This window comes from Streptomyces sp. NPDC101776 (assembly GCF_044766845.1).
In the GTDB taxonomy this organism is placed as follows: Bacteria; Actinomycetota; Actinomycetes; order Streptomycetales; family Streptomycetaceae; genus Streptomyces.
Map to the genome: position 1 here is coordinate 520,419 of NZ_JBIWMV010000003.1, position 14,157 is coordinate 534,575.

15 protein-coding genes are annotated in these 14,157 nt (G+C 69.9%); 10 read left to right on the forward strand and 5 right to left on the reverse strand.

Annotated features, from left to right (window positions below):
• Nucleotides 1–67: 67 nt before the first annotated feature.
• Complete coding sequence (locus ACIRRY_RS14010) at nucleotides 68–448, reverse strand: nuclear transport factor 2 family protein (RefSeq protein ID WP_403971821.1); 381 nt, start codon at nucleotides 446–448, stop codon at nucleotides 68–70.
• A 508-nt stretch (nucleotides 449–956) separates the two neighbouring features.
• Nucleotides 957–2,207 carry an acyl-CoA dehydrogenase family protein gene (locus ACIRRY_RS14015; protein WP_403971822.1) on the reverse strand — a complete coding sequence of 417 codons (1,251 nt, stop codon included), beginning with the start codon at nucleotides 2,205–2,207 and terminating at the stop codon, nucleotides 957–959.
• A gap of 171 nt (nucleotides 2,208–2,378) precedes the next feature.
• Here ACIRRY_RS14015 and ACIRRY_RS14020 point away from each other — a divergent pair, with 171 nt between their 5' ends.
• The 4 genes from ACIRRY_RS14020 to ACIRRY_RS14035 all read left to right on the forward strand — a co-directional run bounded on the left by ACIRRY_RS14020 (nucleotide 2,379) and on the right by ACIRRY_RS14035 (nucleotide 5,318).
• Nucleotides 2,379–2,516, forward strand: a complete 138-nt coding sequence (locus tag ACIRRY_RS14020) for a hypothetical protein (RefSeq protein WP_403971823.1) — start codon at nucleotides 2,379–2,381, stop codon at nucleotides 2,514–2,516.
• Nucleotides 2,516–2,998, forward strand: coding sequence for a VOC family protein (locus ACIRRY_RS14025; protein WP_403971824.1), 483 nt, complete (start codon nucleotides 2,516–2,518; stop codon nucleotides 2,996–2,998). Before ACIRRY_RS14020 ends, ACIRRY_RS14025 begins: the two co-directional genes overlap by 1 nt.
• Nucleotides 2,999–3,141: 143 nt before the next feature.
• Nucleotides 3,142–4,437: a PucR family transcriptional regulator gene (locus ACIRRY_RS14030; RefSeq protein WP_403971825.1), complete on the forward strand. Its 1,296-nt coding sequence runs from the start codon at nucleotides 3,142–3,144 to the stop codon at nucleotides 4,435–4,437.
• A gap of 167 nt (nucleotides 4,438–4,604) precedes the next feature.
• A complete protein-coding gene (locus tag ACIRRY_RS14035; protein WP_403971826.1) occupies nucleotides 4,605–5,318 on the forward strand; it encodes a TetR/AcrR family transcriptional regulator in 714 nt (237 codons plus the stop codon).
• Between the two features lie 40 nt (nucleotides 5,319–5,358).
• On the opposite strand, the gene ACIRRY_RS14040 is transcribed toward ACIRRY_RS14035, so the two are convergent.
• The 3 genes from ACIRRY_RS14040 to ACIRRY_RS14050 are packed head-to-tail and all read right to left on the reverse strand — an operon-like array spanning nucleotide 5,359 to nucleotide 8,082.
• Nucleotides 5,359–5,814 (reverse strand): nuclear transport factor 2 family protein, encoded by a 456-nt coding sequence (locus tag ACIRRY_RS14040; protein ID WP_403971827.1) that lies wholly within the window; start codon nucleotides 5,812–5,814, stop codon nucleotides 5,359–5,361.
• On the reverse strand, nucleotides 5,811–6,776 hold the full coding sequence (locus tag ACIRRY_RS14045; protein WP_403971828.1) for a PDR/VanB family oxidoreductase: 966 nt from the start codon (nucleotides 6,774–6,776) through the stop codon (nucleotides 5,811–5,813). The genes ACIRRY_RS14040 and ACIRRY_RS14045 overlap by 4 nt, the downstream gene beginning before the upstream one ends.
• Before the next feature lie 7 nt (nucleotides 6,777–6,783).
• Nucleotides 6,784–8,082: a Rieske 2Fe-2S domain-containing protein gene (locus ACIRRY_RS14050; protein WP_403971829.1), complete on the reverse strand. Its 1,299-nt coding sequence runs from the start codon at nucleotides 8,080–8,082 to the stop codon at nucleotides 6,784–6,786.
• Nucleotides 8,083–8,550: 468 nt separating this feature from the next.
• On the opposite strand from ACIRRY_RS14050, the gene ACIRRY_RS14055 reads away from it, so the two are divergent.
• The 6 genes from ACIRRY_RS14055 to ACIRRY_RS14080 all read left to right on the forward strand — a co-directional run bounded on the left by ACIRRY_RS14055 (nucleotide 8,551) and on the right by ACIRRY_RS14080 (nucleotide 14,149).
• Nucleotides 8,551–10,212 carry a GMC family oxidoreductase gene (locus ACIRRY_RS14055; RefSeq protein ID WP_403971831.1) on the forward strand — a complete coding sequence of 554 codons (1,662 nt, stop codon included), beginning with the start codon at nucleotides 8,551–8,553 and terminating at the stop codon, nucleotides 10,210–10,212.
• Nucleotides 10,209–10,631: a heme-binding protein gene (locus ACIRRY_RS14060; RefSeq protein WP_403971833.1), complete on the forward strand. Its 423-nt coding sequence runs from the start codon at nucleotides 10,209–10,211 to the stop codon at nucleotides 10,629–10,631. Before ACIRRY_RS14055 ends, ACIRRY_RS14060 begins: the two co-directional genes overlap by 4 nt.
• Nucleotides 10,632–10,668: 37 nt before the next feature.
• A complete protein-coding gene (locus ACIRRY_RS14065) occupies nucleotides 10,669–11,745 on the forward strand; it encodes an amidohydrolase family protein (protein ID WP_403971835.1) in 1,077 nt (358 codons plus the stop codon).
• Complete coding sequence (locus tag ACIRRY_RS14070) at nucleotides 11,742–12,140, forward strand: metal-sulfur cluster assembly factor (protein WP_403971837.1); 399 nt, start codon at nucleotides 11,742–11,744, stop codon at nucleotides 12,138–12,140. The genes ACIRRY_RS14065 and ACIRRY_RS14070 overlap by 4 nt, the downstream gene beginning before the upstream one ends.
• Complete coding sequence (locus tag ACIRRY_RS14075) at nucleotides 12,130–13,140, forward strand: alpha/beta hydrolase fold domain-containing protein (RefSeq protein ID WP_403971839.1); 1,011 nt, start codon at nucleotides 12,130–12,132, stop codon at nucleotides 13,138–13,140. The genes ACIRRY_RS14070 and ACIRRY_RS14075 overlap by 11 nt, the downstream gene beginning before the upstream one ends.
• 412 nt (nucleotides 13,141–13,552) lie before the next feature.
• Nucleotides 13,553–14,149 carry a TetR/AcrR family transcriptional regulator gene (locus tag ACIRRY_RS14080; RefSeq protein WP_403971841.1) on the forward strand — a complete coding sequence of 199 codons (597 nt, stop codon included), beginning with the start codon at nucleotides 13,553–13,555 and terminating at the stop codon, nucleotides 14,147–14,149.
• Nucleotides 14,150–14,157: the final 8 nt, after the last annotated feature.

Sequence of the window (14,157 nt, forward strand, 5' to 3'; positions counted from 1 at the left end):
ACCGTTCCACGGCAGGGGACGGGAACCGGCACGATCGGAACCACCGGCTCCTGCTCTGCCCGGCCGGTCAGGCGCCGTCGCTCTGCGGGATGAGCACCCGCAGCTCCGTGATCAGTCCGTCCGCGTCGACGGTCACGTGCTCGGTGCCGCTCTGGGACCCGAGTTGGCCGTCGGCGGTGCGCCACGCCGTGATGAAGCGGACTTCGATTGTTCCTTCGTCGAGCACCGCGGTGGTCCACACGTGCTTGCTGTCGGCCATGTCCGCGTAGAGGGTTCGGTAGAACCCCGTGATGTCGGCCAGGCCGGTCACCGGAGGGAGTTCGCCGAACAGCACGGTGGCCTTCGGCGCGAACACCGCCTCGAACTCCTTCAGTGCTTCGGGCTCGTGCACCGCACGGTCGACGAGCGTCATGTAGCGATCGATCACGGTCTCGGTCGTCCGAGTCATTGCGTTTCCTCTTCCTGCTGAGGTGTCAGCCCATTAGGGCTTTGCCGAGCTTGGCGCCGACCAGGGGGAGGCGGCGCGGATCAAGGTGTTGCGGGCGATGCGGCTGAAGCGGTTGGCGGCATGAAGGAGTGCCGTATGCGCAGGGCTTCCGCCTGGTGGCTGGCGACGAACAGGGGCGCGGCGGCCCCTACGGCGAGGCTCATCCGCGTACGCGTGCCGGGCTCAGGAACTCCTACAGACGCGGCAGTTCGTGCCGGTCGGCGCGGTGGACCCGGATCCGCCCCCGCCGTCGGTCGCGTGCACCCCTCGCCGGCTGTGGCGAGGCTGTCCTGGTCGAAACGAGTGTGGGTGACCCATCCGCAGGTGGGTGAGGCTGCACAGGACCCGGCGTCCGACGTTCGGACGCCGCCGAAACTGCCTGGTGAGCACACGCAAGGCAGAGTCGGACACGTCGAGCCTGGTGGCTGTCCTGCCTTGCCGTGGGCGCAAGTTGGAAAGACGCGTCACCCTAAACGGTGTTCAGGTCCAGCCCGAAGTGGGCCCTTGCGGTCGTCACAGTGATGACAGGCACGTGCTCCGCGATCTGCGCCTTCGACATCTGCGTCACCAGGAAGTAGTCCTGCAGCGGCAGCCCCTTCCGCGCCACCGAGGAGCCCACCGAGCGGAACAGCAGTTCGGTGGCCTCGTGCGACAGCCGGCACGACGTGTACAGCACATTGCCGAGGGCGACCCAGTCCTCGAAGGACGGGAGGTCACCGCTCGCCCAACGCTCGCCCAGGCGCTCGTAGTCGCGGGCCGCCGTGAGAAGTACCGCCTGCGCGGCGTCGATCGTCGCCCGCGCCTGGCCCCAGATCCGCTGGCCCTCTTCGTGCTTGTACCGCTCGACCATCGGCGGGTACAGGCGCTTCTTGGTCAGGATGGTCTCTTCATAGGCGTCGAGTGCCGCCCACGCCGCACCGACCTGGACAGCCGCGAGCGAGGCCGGATACAGCGGCTGGATCTGGCCCAGGTACAAGGGGTTACCGGTGGAACGGGTGCCGTGCGTGCCTTCGGGAAGGGTCGAGTATCCCCAGTCGAACAGGGGAGAGACGTTGTCGGCCGGAACGAAGACGTCCTCCACGACGACCGTGTTCGACCCGCTCGCGCCGAGGGCCATCGTGGCGTGCCCTCCCCAGTCGTCCCGTACGGTGTAGTCGCTGCGAGGCAGCAGCACCACGGCCGGGACGGGGTCGCTTCCCTCGGCCAGGATGACCGTGCTCACCATCGCGTGGGTCGAGTACGGGACACCGGACGAGTACGGCCACACCCCCGTGAGGCGGAATCCGCCTTCCGTGGGAACGAGCGCGCCTCGGGGGTTGGCGGAGTGCGGCGCGACGAAGACGCCGTCCTCGCCGAAGGCTTCCCGTACGACGTCCTCCGGGAAGTGTGCGACCAGGGGGATCGTGTGGCCCGTCCCCAGGGTCAGGCACCAACCGATGCCGGGGTCTCCGCGCGAGATCTCGATCATCGTCCGGTAGTACGTCTCCAGGCCGAACTCGTAGCCGCCGTACTTCCGCGGTTGCACGAGACGGTAGAAGCCGGCGTCCTGGAACGCCTGGTGGATGTCGGCGGAGTACTTGCCCTCCTCCGCTGCCTTCACGCGATTCTCGCGGAGTGTCGGGCGCATCGCCGCGGCGCGGGCGATCACCTCCTGCGGGGTGAGGTCCGGCTCCGGTATCCGTAGATCGCCGATCACAGCGGTCGTGTCGTTCGACGACATCGTCGTTCCCTTCGTCCGCTCCCTCTCGCCCGGCCTCGTTGCCGTGGGATGAGGAGTGGATCGAGTCAAACCCCCCGCACCCGCGTGTCGCTTGCCCCGATCCGCCAAATCCGGCCCAGCGGATTGCCCCAGGGAGGCAAGCGAAATCGGCGGGCGCCGCACGAGCATGAGATGCGGCTGCTCGACGAACGGCAGTCATACGACGAGACAACGGAAGAGTTGGTGACGATGGTCGACGAAGACTTCTCGTACCCACGGGCGGATCGGGCGCCGAGCCTGTGCGAGCTGGCCGAAGAAGGGGGCTTCTGATGGCGAGTGTCCAGCATCTGGCCGTACGCGTCTCGGACATCGAGCGCTCCACGAAGTTCTACGTCGAGACGTTCGGCGGTAGGGAAGTCCTTCACCCGTACCACACCGGCAAGCAGATGACCGAGATCATCTTCGGCCTGAAGGACACCGACTACCGGATCGCTTTCATCGAGCTGCCCGACGGCTTCGGCCTCGAACTGTTCCAGTTCCTCCCCGACCGCAACCCCACGATCGGCGTGCCTCAGCCGGAGGCGTCGTTCATGCACTTCGCCATCTCCGTCGACGACGTCCAGGGCACGGTGGCGCGTGCAGTGGCGAACGGCGGGGAGAGCTTCGGCGACCCGGCCGGGTGGGCTCCGGGCGACCCCGCGAAATACGCCTATGTCAAGGACCCCGACGGGAACATCCTCGAGGTGAACGACACCACGTGGGAGCGCATCCTGCACTCCGCGATCGAGCTGTACCCCGAGGCCAAGCGGTAACATCGGCTGGACCGAAGGGCGGGCGGGAGCACCGGGCCCGCCCCTCCCGCCGCCTCGCCCCTTCAGCGGGATACGCCCATACAGTGTGCTGCCATCAGGCCCGGCCACGTCGGGCGCTCGCGACGATGCGAGAGGGGATGCGGATGTCCGCCACCGGGTCCTGGGTGTGCCGGCTACACCCGAGCGCTCCCCCTGATGAGCTCGAGCCGACCTGCCTCCCGGAGACCTGGAACCGGACCGTTGCCGGCATCGGAATCGGGGCGTCTTCGTGGGCCGTCGAATTCTGTCGCGAGCTCGCGGCGCTCTCGGTCGACCCCGATATCCCTGCCGCCCGCCGCGCAGAGGCCACCGAGGAGCTACGCCCCACCGCCGAGGCGGTCGTGATGGAAGCCCTGGTGGCTCTCTGCCTCGGCCGGGCGGTCCCCACGACGGTCCCCCCGGAGACGACCCGCCAGATCGCCCGAGCGGTGAGACAACGGATTTCACTCGAGCGCATACTCGCGTTCCAGCGAGCCTCCCATGCTCGTTTCAGCGGCGCCCTTGTCTCCGAGTTCCGTCGCCTTGTACCGGCCGATCAACAGTCGGAGGGGCTCTCCGACCTGTCACGCTTTCTGGTCGACCTCGTGAGTTCCTTCTCGCTCGCCTGCAGCGCCGCCTACGCGGCCGAGGAGCAAGCGTGGCTCACGAGCGTCGACGGTTCGCGCGGGGAGCTGGTCAGGACTCTGCTGCGTGGCGACCACACGGTCCTGGACCCCGCGAAGGCGCTGCGGTACGAGCTCGCGAACCGGACCCATGTCAGCCTGATCCTGCGACGCGACGCGCACGACGACCACGCGGAGTCAGAGGGACTCGATCGGGTTGCCGCCAGGCTTTTGACGGTCGTCGGCGCGACCGCACACCTGGTGATCCCGTCGGACGATCGCGAGGTGTGGGCATGGGGCGCGTTCACCGACCCACGGAGTGCGGCAGTCCACTCGATCCCCCTGGTGCCGGGTGCCCTGGTCGCGGTCGGTCGCCCGGCGCGCGGCCTCGACGGCTTTCGGGCCACGCACGAAGAGGCGATGGCGGCAGTCCGCGTCACGCTGTACTCGGCCGCCCGCTCACGCGGTCGCACGGTCTTCTTCGAGGACGTCCGACTCGCGGCGTTGCTCACCTCTGACCCCGAGCGGGCACAAAGCTTTGTCCGGGACGAGCTCGGGGCCCTGGGACATCCTCGAGAGTCACTGCTCCGGGAGAGCGTGCGCGTCTACCTCGAATGCAACTGCAGCCCCGCGCAAGCCGCCACGCGGCTCGACGTGGTGAAGAACACCGTCGTGTACCGCATCCGACGCGCTGAAGCGATGCTGGGACGGAGCGTCAAGGAACAGCAGGGCATTCTGTGGGCGGCGCTCCATCTCGTCGACGTCGTCGACCCCGTGGAGTCGCAGTATTCGGCCTGACGTCGGGTCGCATACGGGCTGATGACCACGCGCCCGCCACGAGGCTCGGCACTGCCGCTCGAACCGCTTGATCATCGGGCGCTGCGGCGTACTGCCTGCGACGGTGAGCACAACAGACACCGCAGGTGGTCAACCTGTCCGACAAGGCCGCCGGTAAGGTCGTCCATGTGACAGGGGAAGAGACGACATCGGGGAAGTCGGGAGCGGCGTCCGGCAGGCAGCAGCGCCGGAGGCACCCCGGTGATCCCGGTCGTCAGCGTGACCCGGTAGGAACCCGGCGGGCCATTCTGACCGCCGCCAGCGCGGAGTTCGCGGCCCACGGATTCGACGGAGCCCGGGTCGTACGGATCGCGGAGTCGGCCGGCGTCAGCCATCAGCTGATCACGTACTACTTCGGGGGCAAACGCGGGCTGTACGAGGCGCTGAGCGATCAGTGGCTCGAGGAGTCCATGCGCGTCAGCCAGACCCGCACCTTCGCGGATGCCGTGCGGCGCTACGTCCACTGGGCGCACGAGGACCCCGCGTGGGTGCACACGCTGACCCGCGAAGAGCCCGGCAGGCGCCCGCCCGCCGAGGACGAGCGGGCCGCCGAACTGTTCAAGCACGTCGAGGAACTCCGCGAGCGGCAGGCGCGCGGTGAATTCCGGAGCGACCTCGACGTGGGGGCCGTGGCCCTCGTCTTCTTCGCCGCCTCGGTCGCTCCGGTGGCCATCCCGTGGATCGCCCGTGAACTCGGCCAACAGGACCCGGACTCACCGGAGTTCATCGACCACTACGCGGAGCAGGTGGGCCTCATGATCTCCGCGCTCGCCGAAGCGAAGACGGCGGCACCGGCGACACAGGACGAGGGCTCGCCGGTGGACGGCGAGCCCCAGGACTGACGACGACCGGACCCCCGGGTTCCGGGAGTCCGTACGCCGCTCAGCCGGGCGGCAGCCGCCGGGCCATCTGAAGGTGCGCCAGCTGCCAGCCACCCGACGGGGAGCGCGTCCAGACCCGGGTGACGGCGGCCTGGATGACGAACGGGGCCAGCTCGGGCACGAAGGCGACCCACATCTCCTGGAGACAGCTGACCACGGCCGTGGTGCCGAAATGCTGGACGGTCACGTCATGGGTGTCCACCTGACTGGTGTGACCCAGGCGTGCTGCGTACCGCAGCCAGTCGTCCACGCCGTGGATGTGGCCCACCGCCGAGTGCACGATCACGCAGCTGGGATGCAGCAGGGCGCGGAGCGCCGGTTCCGGTTCCGGGAGGGTCTGCGCGGCGAGCCAGGCGGCCTCGGCCTCCTCGACCGTGGCGGGAGCGGATGTGGAGACGGGGGCAGCCGCGGAGGCAGCGGCGGCGGGGCCTTTCGCCCCGGTAGACGAGTTGGTCACAGCTCCAGCTCCAGGACCGGGGACTTCGACCGGGACGAGCACGGGGTGAACAGACCCTCCCCGCGCTCCTCATCGGTCAGGACCTCGTCCCGATGGTCGGGCTCACCGGCGCGCACCCGCACGACGCATTCGCCGCAGATGCCCTGTCCGCACGAGTTGGGCGCCTCGACACCGTTCGCCAGCAGGACGTCCAGGACGCTCTGGTCCTCGGGGACGAGGTACTCCGCTCCCGAGGAGGACAGGCGCACGGTGAATCCACCCTCCCCTCCCCCGCCGGGCTCGGCCGCGGCCGGGGGCGAGGCGCTGAAGCGCTCCTTGTGCAGGGCGGACGCGGGCCATCCGAGCTCGGCCGCCCGCCCCAGCGCGTAGTCCATGAACCCGCCGGGACCGCAGACGTAGACCGCGGTACCGGGAGCGGGGTCCCCCAAGTCGCGTCCGAGATCGAGAAGTTGCTCCGGTTGCTCGTCGTCGAAGTGGAGGGTGACCCGCGGATGGTTCTCCAGGTCGGCGAGGAAGGCGGCCTCGCTCCGGCTGCGGGCGCAGTAGTGCAGCCGGTAGTCGCCCCCGGTGGCGTCGAGGCTCTGGGCCATCGACAGCAGCGGGGTGATGCCGATGCCGCCCGCGAGCAGCACGTGCCGGCGCGCGGACGTCAGGCCGAAGCGGTTGCGCGGTGCGGCGATGCGCAGCGTGTCGCCCTCGGCGAGGGCGTGCATGGCGCGTGAACCCCCGCGCGAGGCGGGCTCGTCGAGGACCGCGAGCCGGTACTGCTTGCGGATGTCCGGATGGCCGCACAGGGAGTACTGCCGGATCAGTCCCGCCGTACCAAGCTGTACGTCGATGTGGGCACCGGGCTCGTACTCCCACAGCTCATCGCCGTCGGCCCGGGCGAGGTCGAAGACCGCGATTCTCGGCGTGGCGTCGTACCGGGCCACGACGACCGCGTCCGTCCAAGTGGTGCTCACGCTTCGGTCACGCCCCCGCCGCCGTGGGCACGGCCGCCCGGTCCGTTCCTGTGGAGTCCTTCGGCCGGGTGGAGAGGCCTGCTTCCACGCGGCGGACCGGCTCACCGGGGGCGGCGACGCAGAGCGGGGTGCGTCCGGCCTCGACGTCGTCCAGCATCGTGCGCAGCATGCGCCGGAGCATGACGACACCCTTGTCGGACGACGCCAGGGTCTCCTCGGAGTGCTGGGTGATGGTGCCCTGCGACCACTGGGCCTCGTAGTCGCCGGGGAAGCGCTGCTTCTCCTCCTCGCTCAGCTGCCAGCCGTCCTGGCCGTTCTGCTTGATGCCGAACATGAAGGACGTGGCCCGCTCGGCGTCGGCGGAGCGGATGGAGAACACCAGCCGGTGGTGGGTGTCGTCGGCGGGGACCACCCAGATCAGCATGTCGTTGCGGACGTCGGGGGTCGAGCGGATGAAGTCGGGCAGGGCGATGATGTTGGGCAGCATGCACTCCACGGACCACTCCAGGTCGACGGGTGCGCCCGCGTCGCCCTTGCTGTCCTGGTAGCGCCAGATGTACCTCACGCCGTTGTCGGTGCGGTGGTAGGTGGTGCGCTCGGCGGCGGTGCGGTGGTCGTAGTAGTGCTCGGGGAAGCCGGTCGTGCCGGTGCCCTGGAACTGGAACCCGCTGTGGTTGGAGTGCAGCCACGCCGCGTGCACGGGGTCGACGGCGTTCTCGAACAGCTGGAGCCAGTTGTAGTCCTGCTCCAGGCCGATGACCTCGGCGCCGGGCACCATCCAGCTGGTGTGGTAGCTCTCGCCCTCGCCCAGGGGTTCGAGGCTGTCGTAGCGCGGCAGCGGGGGCTTGAGCTCGGGCGGACCCATGTAGACGAAGACCAGGCCGTAGGCCTCCTCCACCGGATACCACGGCTGACGTGCGAGATCGCGGCGCTTGCCGCCGTCAAGTTCGCAGGCCTGGTCCAGGCAGTGGCCCTGCACGTCGAATTTCCAGCCGTGGTAGCAGCAGCGGATGCCGTCCGCCTCGACGCGGCCGTAGAAGAGGCTGCTGCCGCGGTGCGCGCATCGCTCGAAGACGACGCCGGGGCGGCCCTGTCCGTCCCGGAAGACGATCAGGTTCTCGCCCAGCAGGCGTACGCGGTGCGGAACGTCGCTGGTCAGGGCGGTGGAGCTGGCGATCGGCTGCCAGTGGCGGCGCAGCGCCTCGCCCATCGGGGTGCCGGGGCCGACCTCGGTCAGGCGGGCGTCGTGGGAGGAGGGCTTACGGCCGTAGCCGGTTCCCGTGTCGGGCACGGTCGTGTCGGTCATGTGGACCATCTCCTCGGCGTTGAGGCAGTGGGGACGCGTGGACGAGGGCCGTTCGAAGGGGTCGGCAGCCCGCGGTCGAGGTTTTCTCTCGCTGTCGCGAGGTGTCACGGCACGAGCGTGCGGCGGCTCTTCCGGCACTCTCGGACAGGGACGGACAGGCACGGCGAGCGGTGTGTACCTATGAGGCGTTCATGCCGTTGTACGGCTCTGATGAAAAACTGTCAATGCCCCCGACCTGCTTTGATGAATTACTTGCAGACCCCTGTCGGATCGCTGGACACCCTTGTTACGGTGACCCGGCACCGAGGTGACGACCCGCTCGCGGACTCCGCCGCACCTCGCGACAACACCTGAGAACGTGCCGAGCCGGCGACCGCCTCCCCCGCGATTTTCCGCAGCTCCTCCAGCGCGCGTTCCCTCCAGAGCCGAAGGAGACGAGATGTCCGGACACTCCGCAGGACCCTCCGCATGAGCGCCGGGCACGGCTCCACGTACGACTACGTCGTCGTCGGTGCGGGTACGGCCGGCTGCGTCCTCGCCGCGCGCCTGTCCGCGGACCCCGAAACACGGGTGCTGCTGATCGAGGCCGGCCCGCCTGCGGACCGCGATCTGCTCGTTCAGCTGCCCCTCGGGGTCGGGCTGCTGTCGGGACGCGAGGACATCGGCTGGGGCTACGAGTCGGAGCCCGAGCCGGGCCTGAACGGCAGGCGCATCCCGGTCCCGCGTGGCCGACTGGTCGGCGGCACCGGATCGATCAACGGCTCGACCCACGTCCGCGCGCACCGCCTCGACTACGACGACTGGGTCAAGTCCGGTGCCACGGGCTGGGGTTGGGACGACCTGCTGCCGTACTTCCGCCGTTCGGAGAGCAGCTGGCGCGGGGACACCGAGCACCACGGCGGGTACGGACCCGTCACCGTGTCGACCACGGTCCGCCGAGGTACCTTCGGCCGCCGTCTGGACCGCGCAGCCCGATCGCTGGGCATCGAGTTCCCCGACGACACCCAGAGTGGTGACCCCACCGGAGCGGGCCAGGTCGAGAACGCCATCCACCGCGGGCGACGGCACAGCACGGCCGCCGCGTACCTGCGCCCCGCGCTGCGGCAGCGCCCGAACCTCGCCCTGCTCACCGGGGTGCTGGTGGACACGCTGGTGCTCGACCAGGGACGCGTGACGGGCGTCCGTGTCGTGAAGGGCGGACAGAGCCGGGTGATCCGGGCCGCCCGCGAGGTCGTGGTCTGCGCCGGTGTCTACAACTCGCCGCAGCTGCTGATGCGTTCGGGCATCGGACCGGCGGATCAGCTGCGCGAGCACGGCATCGAACCGGTGGCGGATCTGGCCGGCGTCGGCGCCAACCTCCAGGACCACCCGGCGGCTCCCGTGCTGTTCGACGTCAAGGATCCGGTGACCTTCCACGAGCACCTGCGCCTCGACCGCGCGGCGGTGGGCGCGCTCCGCTGGCTCCTCACGGGGGACGGTCCGCTGGCCGGGATGCCCGAGTTCCTCTCCGCGTACATTCGCACCCGCCCCGACCTGGACCGTCCCGACGGGTTCCTCGGCATCCTGGGCGGCGGTTTCGACGCCCGGCCGTGGTTCCCCGGCATACGGCCGCTCAAGGACCGGCACTGCGTGGCGCTCAACGCCGTCGCGACCCCCCGCAGCCGCGGCGAGGTCAGGCTGGGCTCCGCCGACCCGGCCGCCCCGCCTCGGATCACGTTCAACCTGCTCACCGAGCCGGAGGACGTCGCCGCGCTGCGGGAGACCGTGCGCACCACGCTGGCCGTCCTGCGCAGCCCGGACGTCTCGCCGATGATCCGGGCGGAGCTCGCACCAGGCCTCGACGTGCGCACCGACGCCGACTTCGAGCGCTATCTGCGCGAGACCGGTTACACCGCCAACCACGCCTGCGGCACGTGCGCCATCGGAACCTCCGAGACCGCGGTCGTCGACCCCGAGCTGCGGGTGCGCGGCGTCGACGGGCTGCGTGTCGTCGACGCGTCGGTCCTGCCGACCGTGCCCGGCGCGAACATCAACGCCACCGTCATCGCCGTGGCGGAGAAGGCCTCGGACCTGATCCGCGGGATCCCGGCAGCCTCCGCTGCCCCGCTCCATAAGAGGACCGCGGGATGAGGGAACCACTGTCGTACGCCATCGCGTACAGGGCGGCCGAGGCCGCGCTGGAGGCGGCCCGGGCAGAGGGGGCGCGGATCTGCGTGGCGGTCGTCAACCGCAGCGGCATCACCAAGGTCCTGCTCAGCGACGACGGCGTCGGCCCCATCGGGATCGAGACCGCGCGCCGCAAGGCCTACACCGCCGCCGTCACCGGCCTGCCGACCTCGAAGTTCGCCGCCCTCGCCGCGTCACCCGCGATGGCGGTCGCGCCCGTGCACCTCGTCGACGCCGCCCTCCTCGCCGTACCGGGCGGGGTGCCCATCACCGTGGACGACGGCGAGGTCATCGGTGCCGTCGGCGTCGGCGGAGCCGACGCCGAGACCGACGAACGACTCGCCTCCCGCGCCCTGGAAGGCCTTAAGGACCTGATCACGTGAGCGCCCCCGCAACCCGTGACACCAAAGGAGAACGACCATGATCGAGGACTTCCTCGTCGTCGAGGGCGTGGCCCACAACTACAACTTCCGGCCCGAGAACTGCGTCAACCCGCACATCGGGGCGGCCATCGGCGAGCACCTCTACGGCCTGCACAAGCGGGTCAGCGGCCCCGAGTACACCCTCGAACGCTCCACCTACATGCAGGGCGCGGGCGCGGACATCATCGGCCGGGCCCTGCTCGCCGAGAGCCAGACCGACGTGATCGCCTACCACGAGACACCCATCTACGGCCACTTCCGGGACGGAGGATCGGCGCTGGGCTTCGGCCTGGAGATGCGCGAGAAGTGGCCGGAGCGCGTGCTGATCTACGGCGCGGTGTCCCCGCTGCGTCCCGGCGCCCTGGACCGGGTGGACGAGCTGGTGGAGAAGCACCGGGTCAACGCCCTCAAGCTCTATCCGATCGACGTCGTCGAGGGCCGGGTGACCGCGCTGGACATGGGTGACCCGGAGATCTGCTTCCCACTGTTCGAGCGGGCCCGGCAGCACGGTCTGAAGGTCGTGGCCATCCACAAGGCCCTCCCGGTCGGGCCCGGGCCGACCTCCGCCCTCGGGATGAGCGACGTGGAAGCCGCCGCGCTGGCCTTCCCCGACCTCACCTTCGAAGTCGTCCACGGAGGCATGGCCTTCGTCGAGGAGACGGCCCTTCAGCTGGAGTCCTTCCGCAACATATGGGTCAACCTGGAGGCCACGTCGTTCATGGCGGTCTACGCGCCCCGCCGCTTCGCCCAGGCGATGGGCGCCTTCCTGCAGGCCGGTGCCGCCGAGCGGATCATCTGGGCGACCGGCTGTGACGCCGTCCACCCCCGGCCGGCGATCGAGGCCTTCTGGAACTTCGAGATGCCCCGTGACCTGATCGAGGAGTACGGGCTGCCCGAGCTCACCAAGGAGATCAAGGCCGACATTCTCGGCCGTAACTTCCTGCGGATGCACGGCATCGACGAGAAGGACCTCCGCGCGCGCATCCGCGGCGACGAGTTCGACACCACCGAACTCCAGGAGCCGTGGGGCGGACGGGTCGCCCCGGTCGACGACGTGTTGGCCGGTGCACGATGACGGTCACAGAAACCCAGGTCCGCGCGACGCTCAACGAGATCGTCGATCCGTGCAGCATCACCGCGGGAGTCCCCGCCGGACTCGACGACATGGGACTCGTCGGTGACATCCGCGTACAGGACGACGGCGCCGGCGGTCAGCGCATCGCGGTCACCGTCGGCGTGACCGAGCCGAGCTGCGTGCTCATCGGCTCGTTCGCGACCGAGGCCCAGATCCGGCTCACGGCTCTGACCGGTGTGTCCGCGGTCGACGTGCGGCTGGCGGACGACTTCGACTGGACCCCGGACAGGCTCGCACCGCACTACCGGCAGCGGCTCGACGAACACCGTGCACACAAGCGTCGCACCCTCCCCCTTCTCGCCCTGACCAGGACAGGACCAACCGGTGACCAGTGAGGCCCGACAGCAGCCGCACGCCTCGGACCCGACGACCGTGACGGCGAACAACGCCGCCGTCATGGGCCGCTTCATGGAAGGGCTCAGCCGGGCACCGCTCCCGCCCGAGAGCGTCGATCCGACTCCCGTGCGGGTGGTTCGCGACATCGCATACGGCGCGGCACCGGGCACGGATCTGCGCATGGACCTGTACCTGCCGACGGGCGCGACGTCACCCACCCCCGTGATCGTGTGGCTGCCCGGCGGCGGCTGGCGCCATCAACGCCGGGGCTACGGGCCGCACTTGCCCCGGCTCTTCGCCGAACGCGGATACGCCATGGCGGACATCGAGTACCGCTCCTCCGAGGTCGCCGTCTGGCCCGCGCAACTGCACGACGTCCAGGCCGCGTTGGACCACCTGCACGGCCTCGCGGACACCCACAACCTGGACCCGGCGTCGATCGGTCTGTGGGGCAGCTCGTCCGGTGCGCACCTCGCACTGCTCACGGCCTTCGCCACCGACGCCGACGGCTCCCCCGCGGCGCCCGGCGTACGCGCGGTGGTGGCGGGCTATCCCCCGACCGATCTGCTCCGGCTCAACGAGGACGCGCTGCCCGGAGGAATGCTGGGCGTGGATCCCACCGATCCGGCCTGGGGTCTGCTTGGCGGCCGGCCGTCGGACCGGGCCGCCGCCGCGGTCGAGGCCAGCCCGGTCCGGCAGGCCCATCCGGGAGTGCCGCCCGTGCTCATCCTGCACGGCGACGCCGACCTGCTCATCGGCCCGGCCCAGAGCCGCCGCCTCCACGACACCCTGGTCGCCGCGGACGCCGAGTCCCATCTGCTACTGGTGCACGGCGCCGACCACGGCCTCCTCAACACCGGCGCCTGGGACCTTAACCCCATGACGGCCACAGTGCGGTCCTCACACTCCCCGGATGCCGAGAGCTCCGTACAGCTGACCCCCGCGCTGATCGAGCGCTTCTTCGACCGCCACCTGCGAGCGGACCCCTGGAACACCTGACACACCACGGCGCTACGACGGCATCGGGCGTATCTCCTGTCCCGTCGCGCTGTGTAGACGCGCACAGGCAGGGCCGCCCACGAGGCAGGGTGATGCGGGGGTGACGGTGCGGTGTGCCGATGAGTTCCACGCGCCCGCCGTGTCGGCCGACGCGGTCAACAGCGCCCAGCGGCAACGGTCTTCACGCCGGTGAGCCGCACCGACCGGCTCGGTACGGAATCGCCGTCGTTCGGACTCCGAGGAGAATTCCGGCAGCCCCTGGGCTCTGGCGAGGCAGACTGCTTCGTCCGTCGATCTTCACGCGGAGTCCAGGTGAGCAGAGTCCAGGTCACTCGTCACAGAACGGCCGGGGACACCTTGTCCGCGTTCCCGAAGCGCCGTCAGCTGGGGATCACTCGTCTAGAGTTCGGGCATGCCCGCAAGCACGCCGTCGACCGTCCGAAGTGAGTCGCGCATCCTGAAGGCCGCTCTCGGTCTGTTCGCGGAGCAGGGATATCACGGCACCACCATCCGCGAGATCGCCCGCGACGCGGGCTTGTCGGTCCCGGGTGTGTATCACCACTACCGGTCGAAGCAGGATGTGCTCGTCGACCTGATGGTCACCGTGCTGGGCGAGTTGCTGACGCGCACCCGGTCGGCTGTCGACGCGGTGGACGAGGCCGATGTCTCCGCACGGTTCGACGCTCTGGTGAGTGAGCTGGTGCGGTTCCACGCCGAGCGGCGGGAAGAGGCGTTCGTGGCCTCGACCGAGCTGCGCGGTCTCGATCCCGACAACCGCCGACGTGTGGTGGCGTTGCGGGACGAGCAGCAGGCGATGCTCGAGGCGTGCATCGCGTCGGGGTGTGATCGCGGCGTGTTCGCCACGCCGTACCCGCGGGAGGCGGCGCGTGCGGTCGCGGTGCTGTGCGTCGGCGTCGCTTCCTGGTACCGGCCTGGCGGTGGCGACGCGATCAGTGCACTGGTGCGTGGGCAGCTCGGTCTATGCCGCGCGCTGGTCGAGGCTCGCTGAGCTTTGAC

Excerpts from the sequence above, each read along its gene's own strand:
- ACIRRY_RS14060 (WP_403971833.1), top strand. The coding sequence starts at position 10,209 with ATGAGGGAACCACTGTCGTACGCCATCGCGTACAGGGCGGCCGAGGCC.
- ACIRRY_RS14055 (WP_403971831.1), top strand. The coding sequence starts at position 8,551 with ATGAGCGCCGGGCACGGCTCCACGTACGACTACGTCGTCGTCGGTGCG.
- ACIRRY_RS14080 (WP_403971841.1), top strand. The coding sequence starts at position 13,553 with ATGCCCGCAAGCACGCCGTCGACCGTCCGAAGTGAGTCGCGCATCCTG.
- ACIRRY_RS14015 (WP_403971822.1), bottom strand. The coding sequence starts at position 2,207 with ATGTCGTCGAACGACACGACCGCTGTGATCGGCGATCTACGGATACCG.
- ACIRRY_RS14070 (WP_403971837.1), top strand. The coding sequence starts at position 11,742 with ATGACGGTCACAGAAACCCAGGTCCGCGCGACGCTCAACGAGATCGTC.
- ACIRRY_RS14065 (WP_403971835.1), top strand. The coding sequence starts at position 10,669 with ATGATCGAGGACTTCCTCGTCGTCGAGGGCGTGGCCCACAACTACAAC.
- ACIRRY_RS14025 (WP_403971824.1), top strand. The coding sequence starts at position 2,516 with ATGGCGAGTGTCCAGCATCTGGCCGTACGCGTCTCGGACATCGAGCGC.
- ACIRRY_RS14020 (WP_403971823.1), top strand. The coding sequence starts at position 2,379 with ATGCGGCTGCTCGACGAACGGCAGTCATACGACGAGACAACGGAAGAG.
- ACIRRY_RS14050 (WP_403971829.1), bottom strand. The coding sequence starts at position 8,082 with ATGACCGACACGACCGTGCCCGACACGGGAACCGGCTACGGCCGTAAG.
- ACIRRY_RS14030 (WP_403971825.1), top strand. The coding sequence starts at position 3,142 with ATGTCCGCCACCGGGTCCTGGGTGTGCCGGCTACACCCGAGCGCTCCC.
- ACIRRY_RS14010 (WP_403971821.1), bottom strand. The coding sequence starts at position 448 with ATGACTCGGACGACCGAGACCGTGATCGATCGCTACATGACGCTCGTC.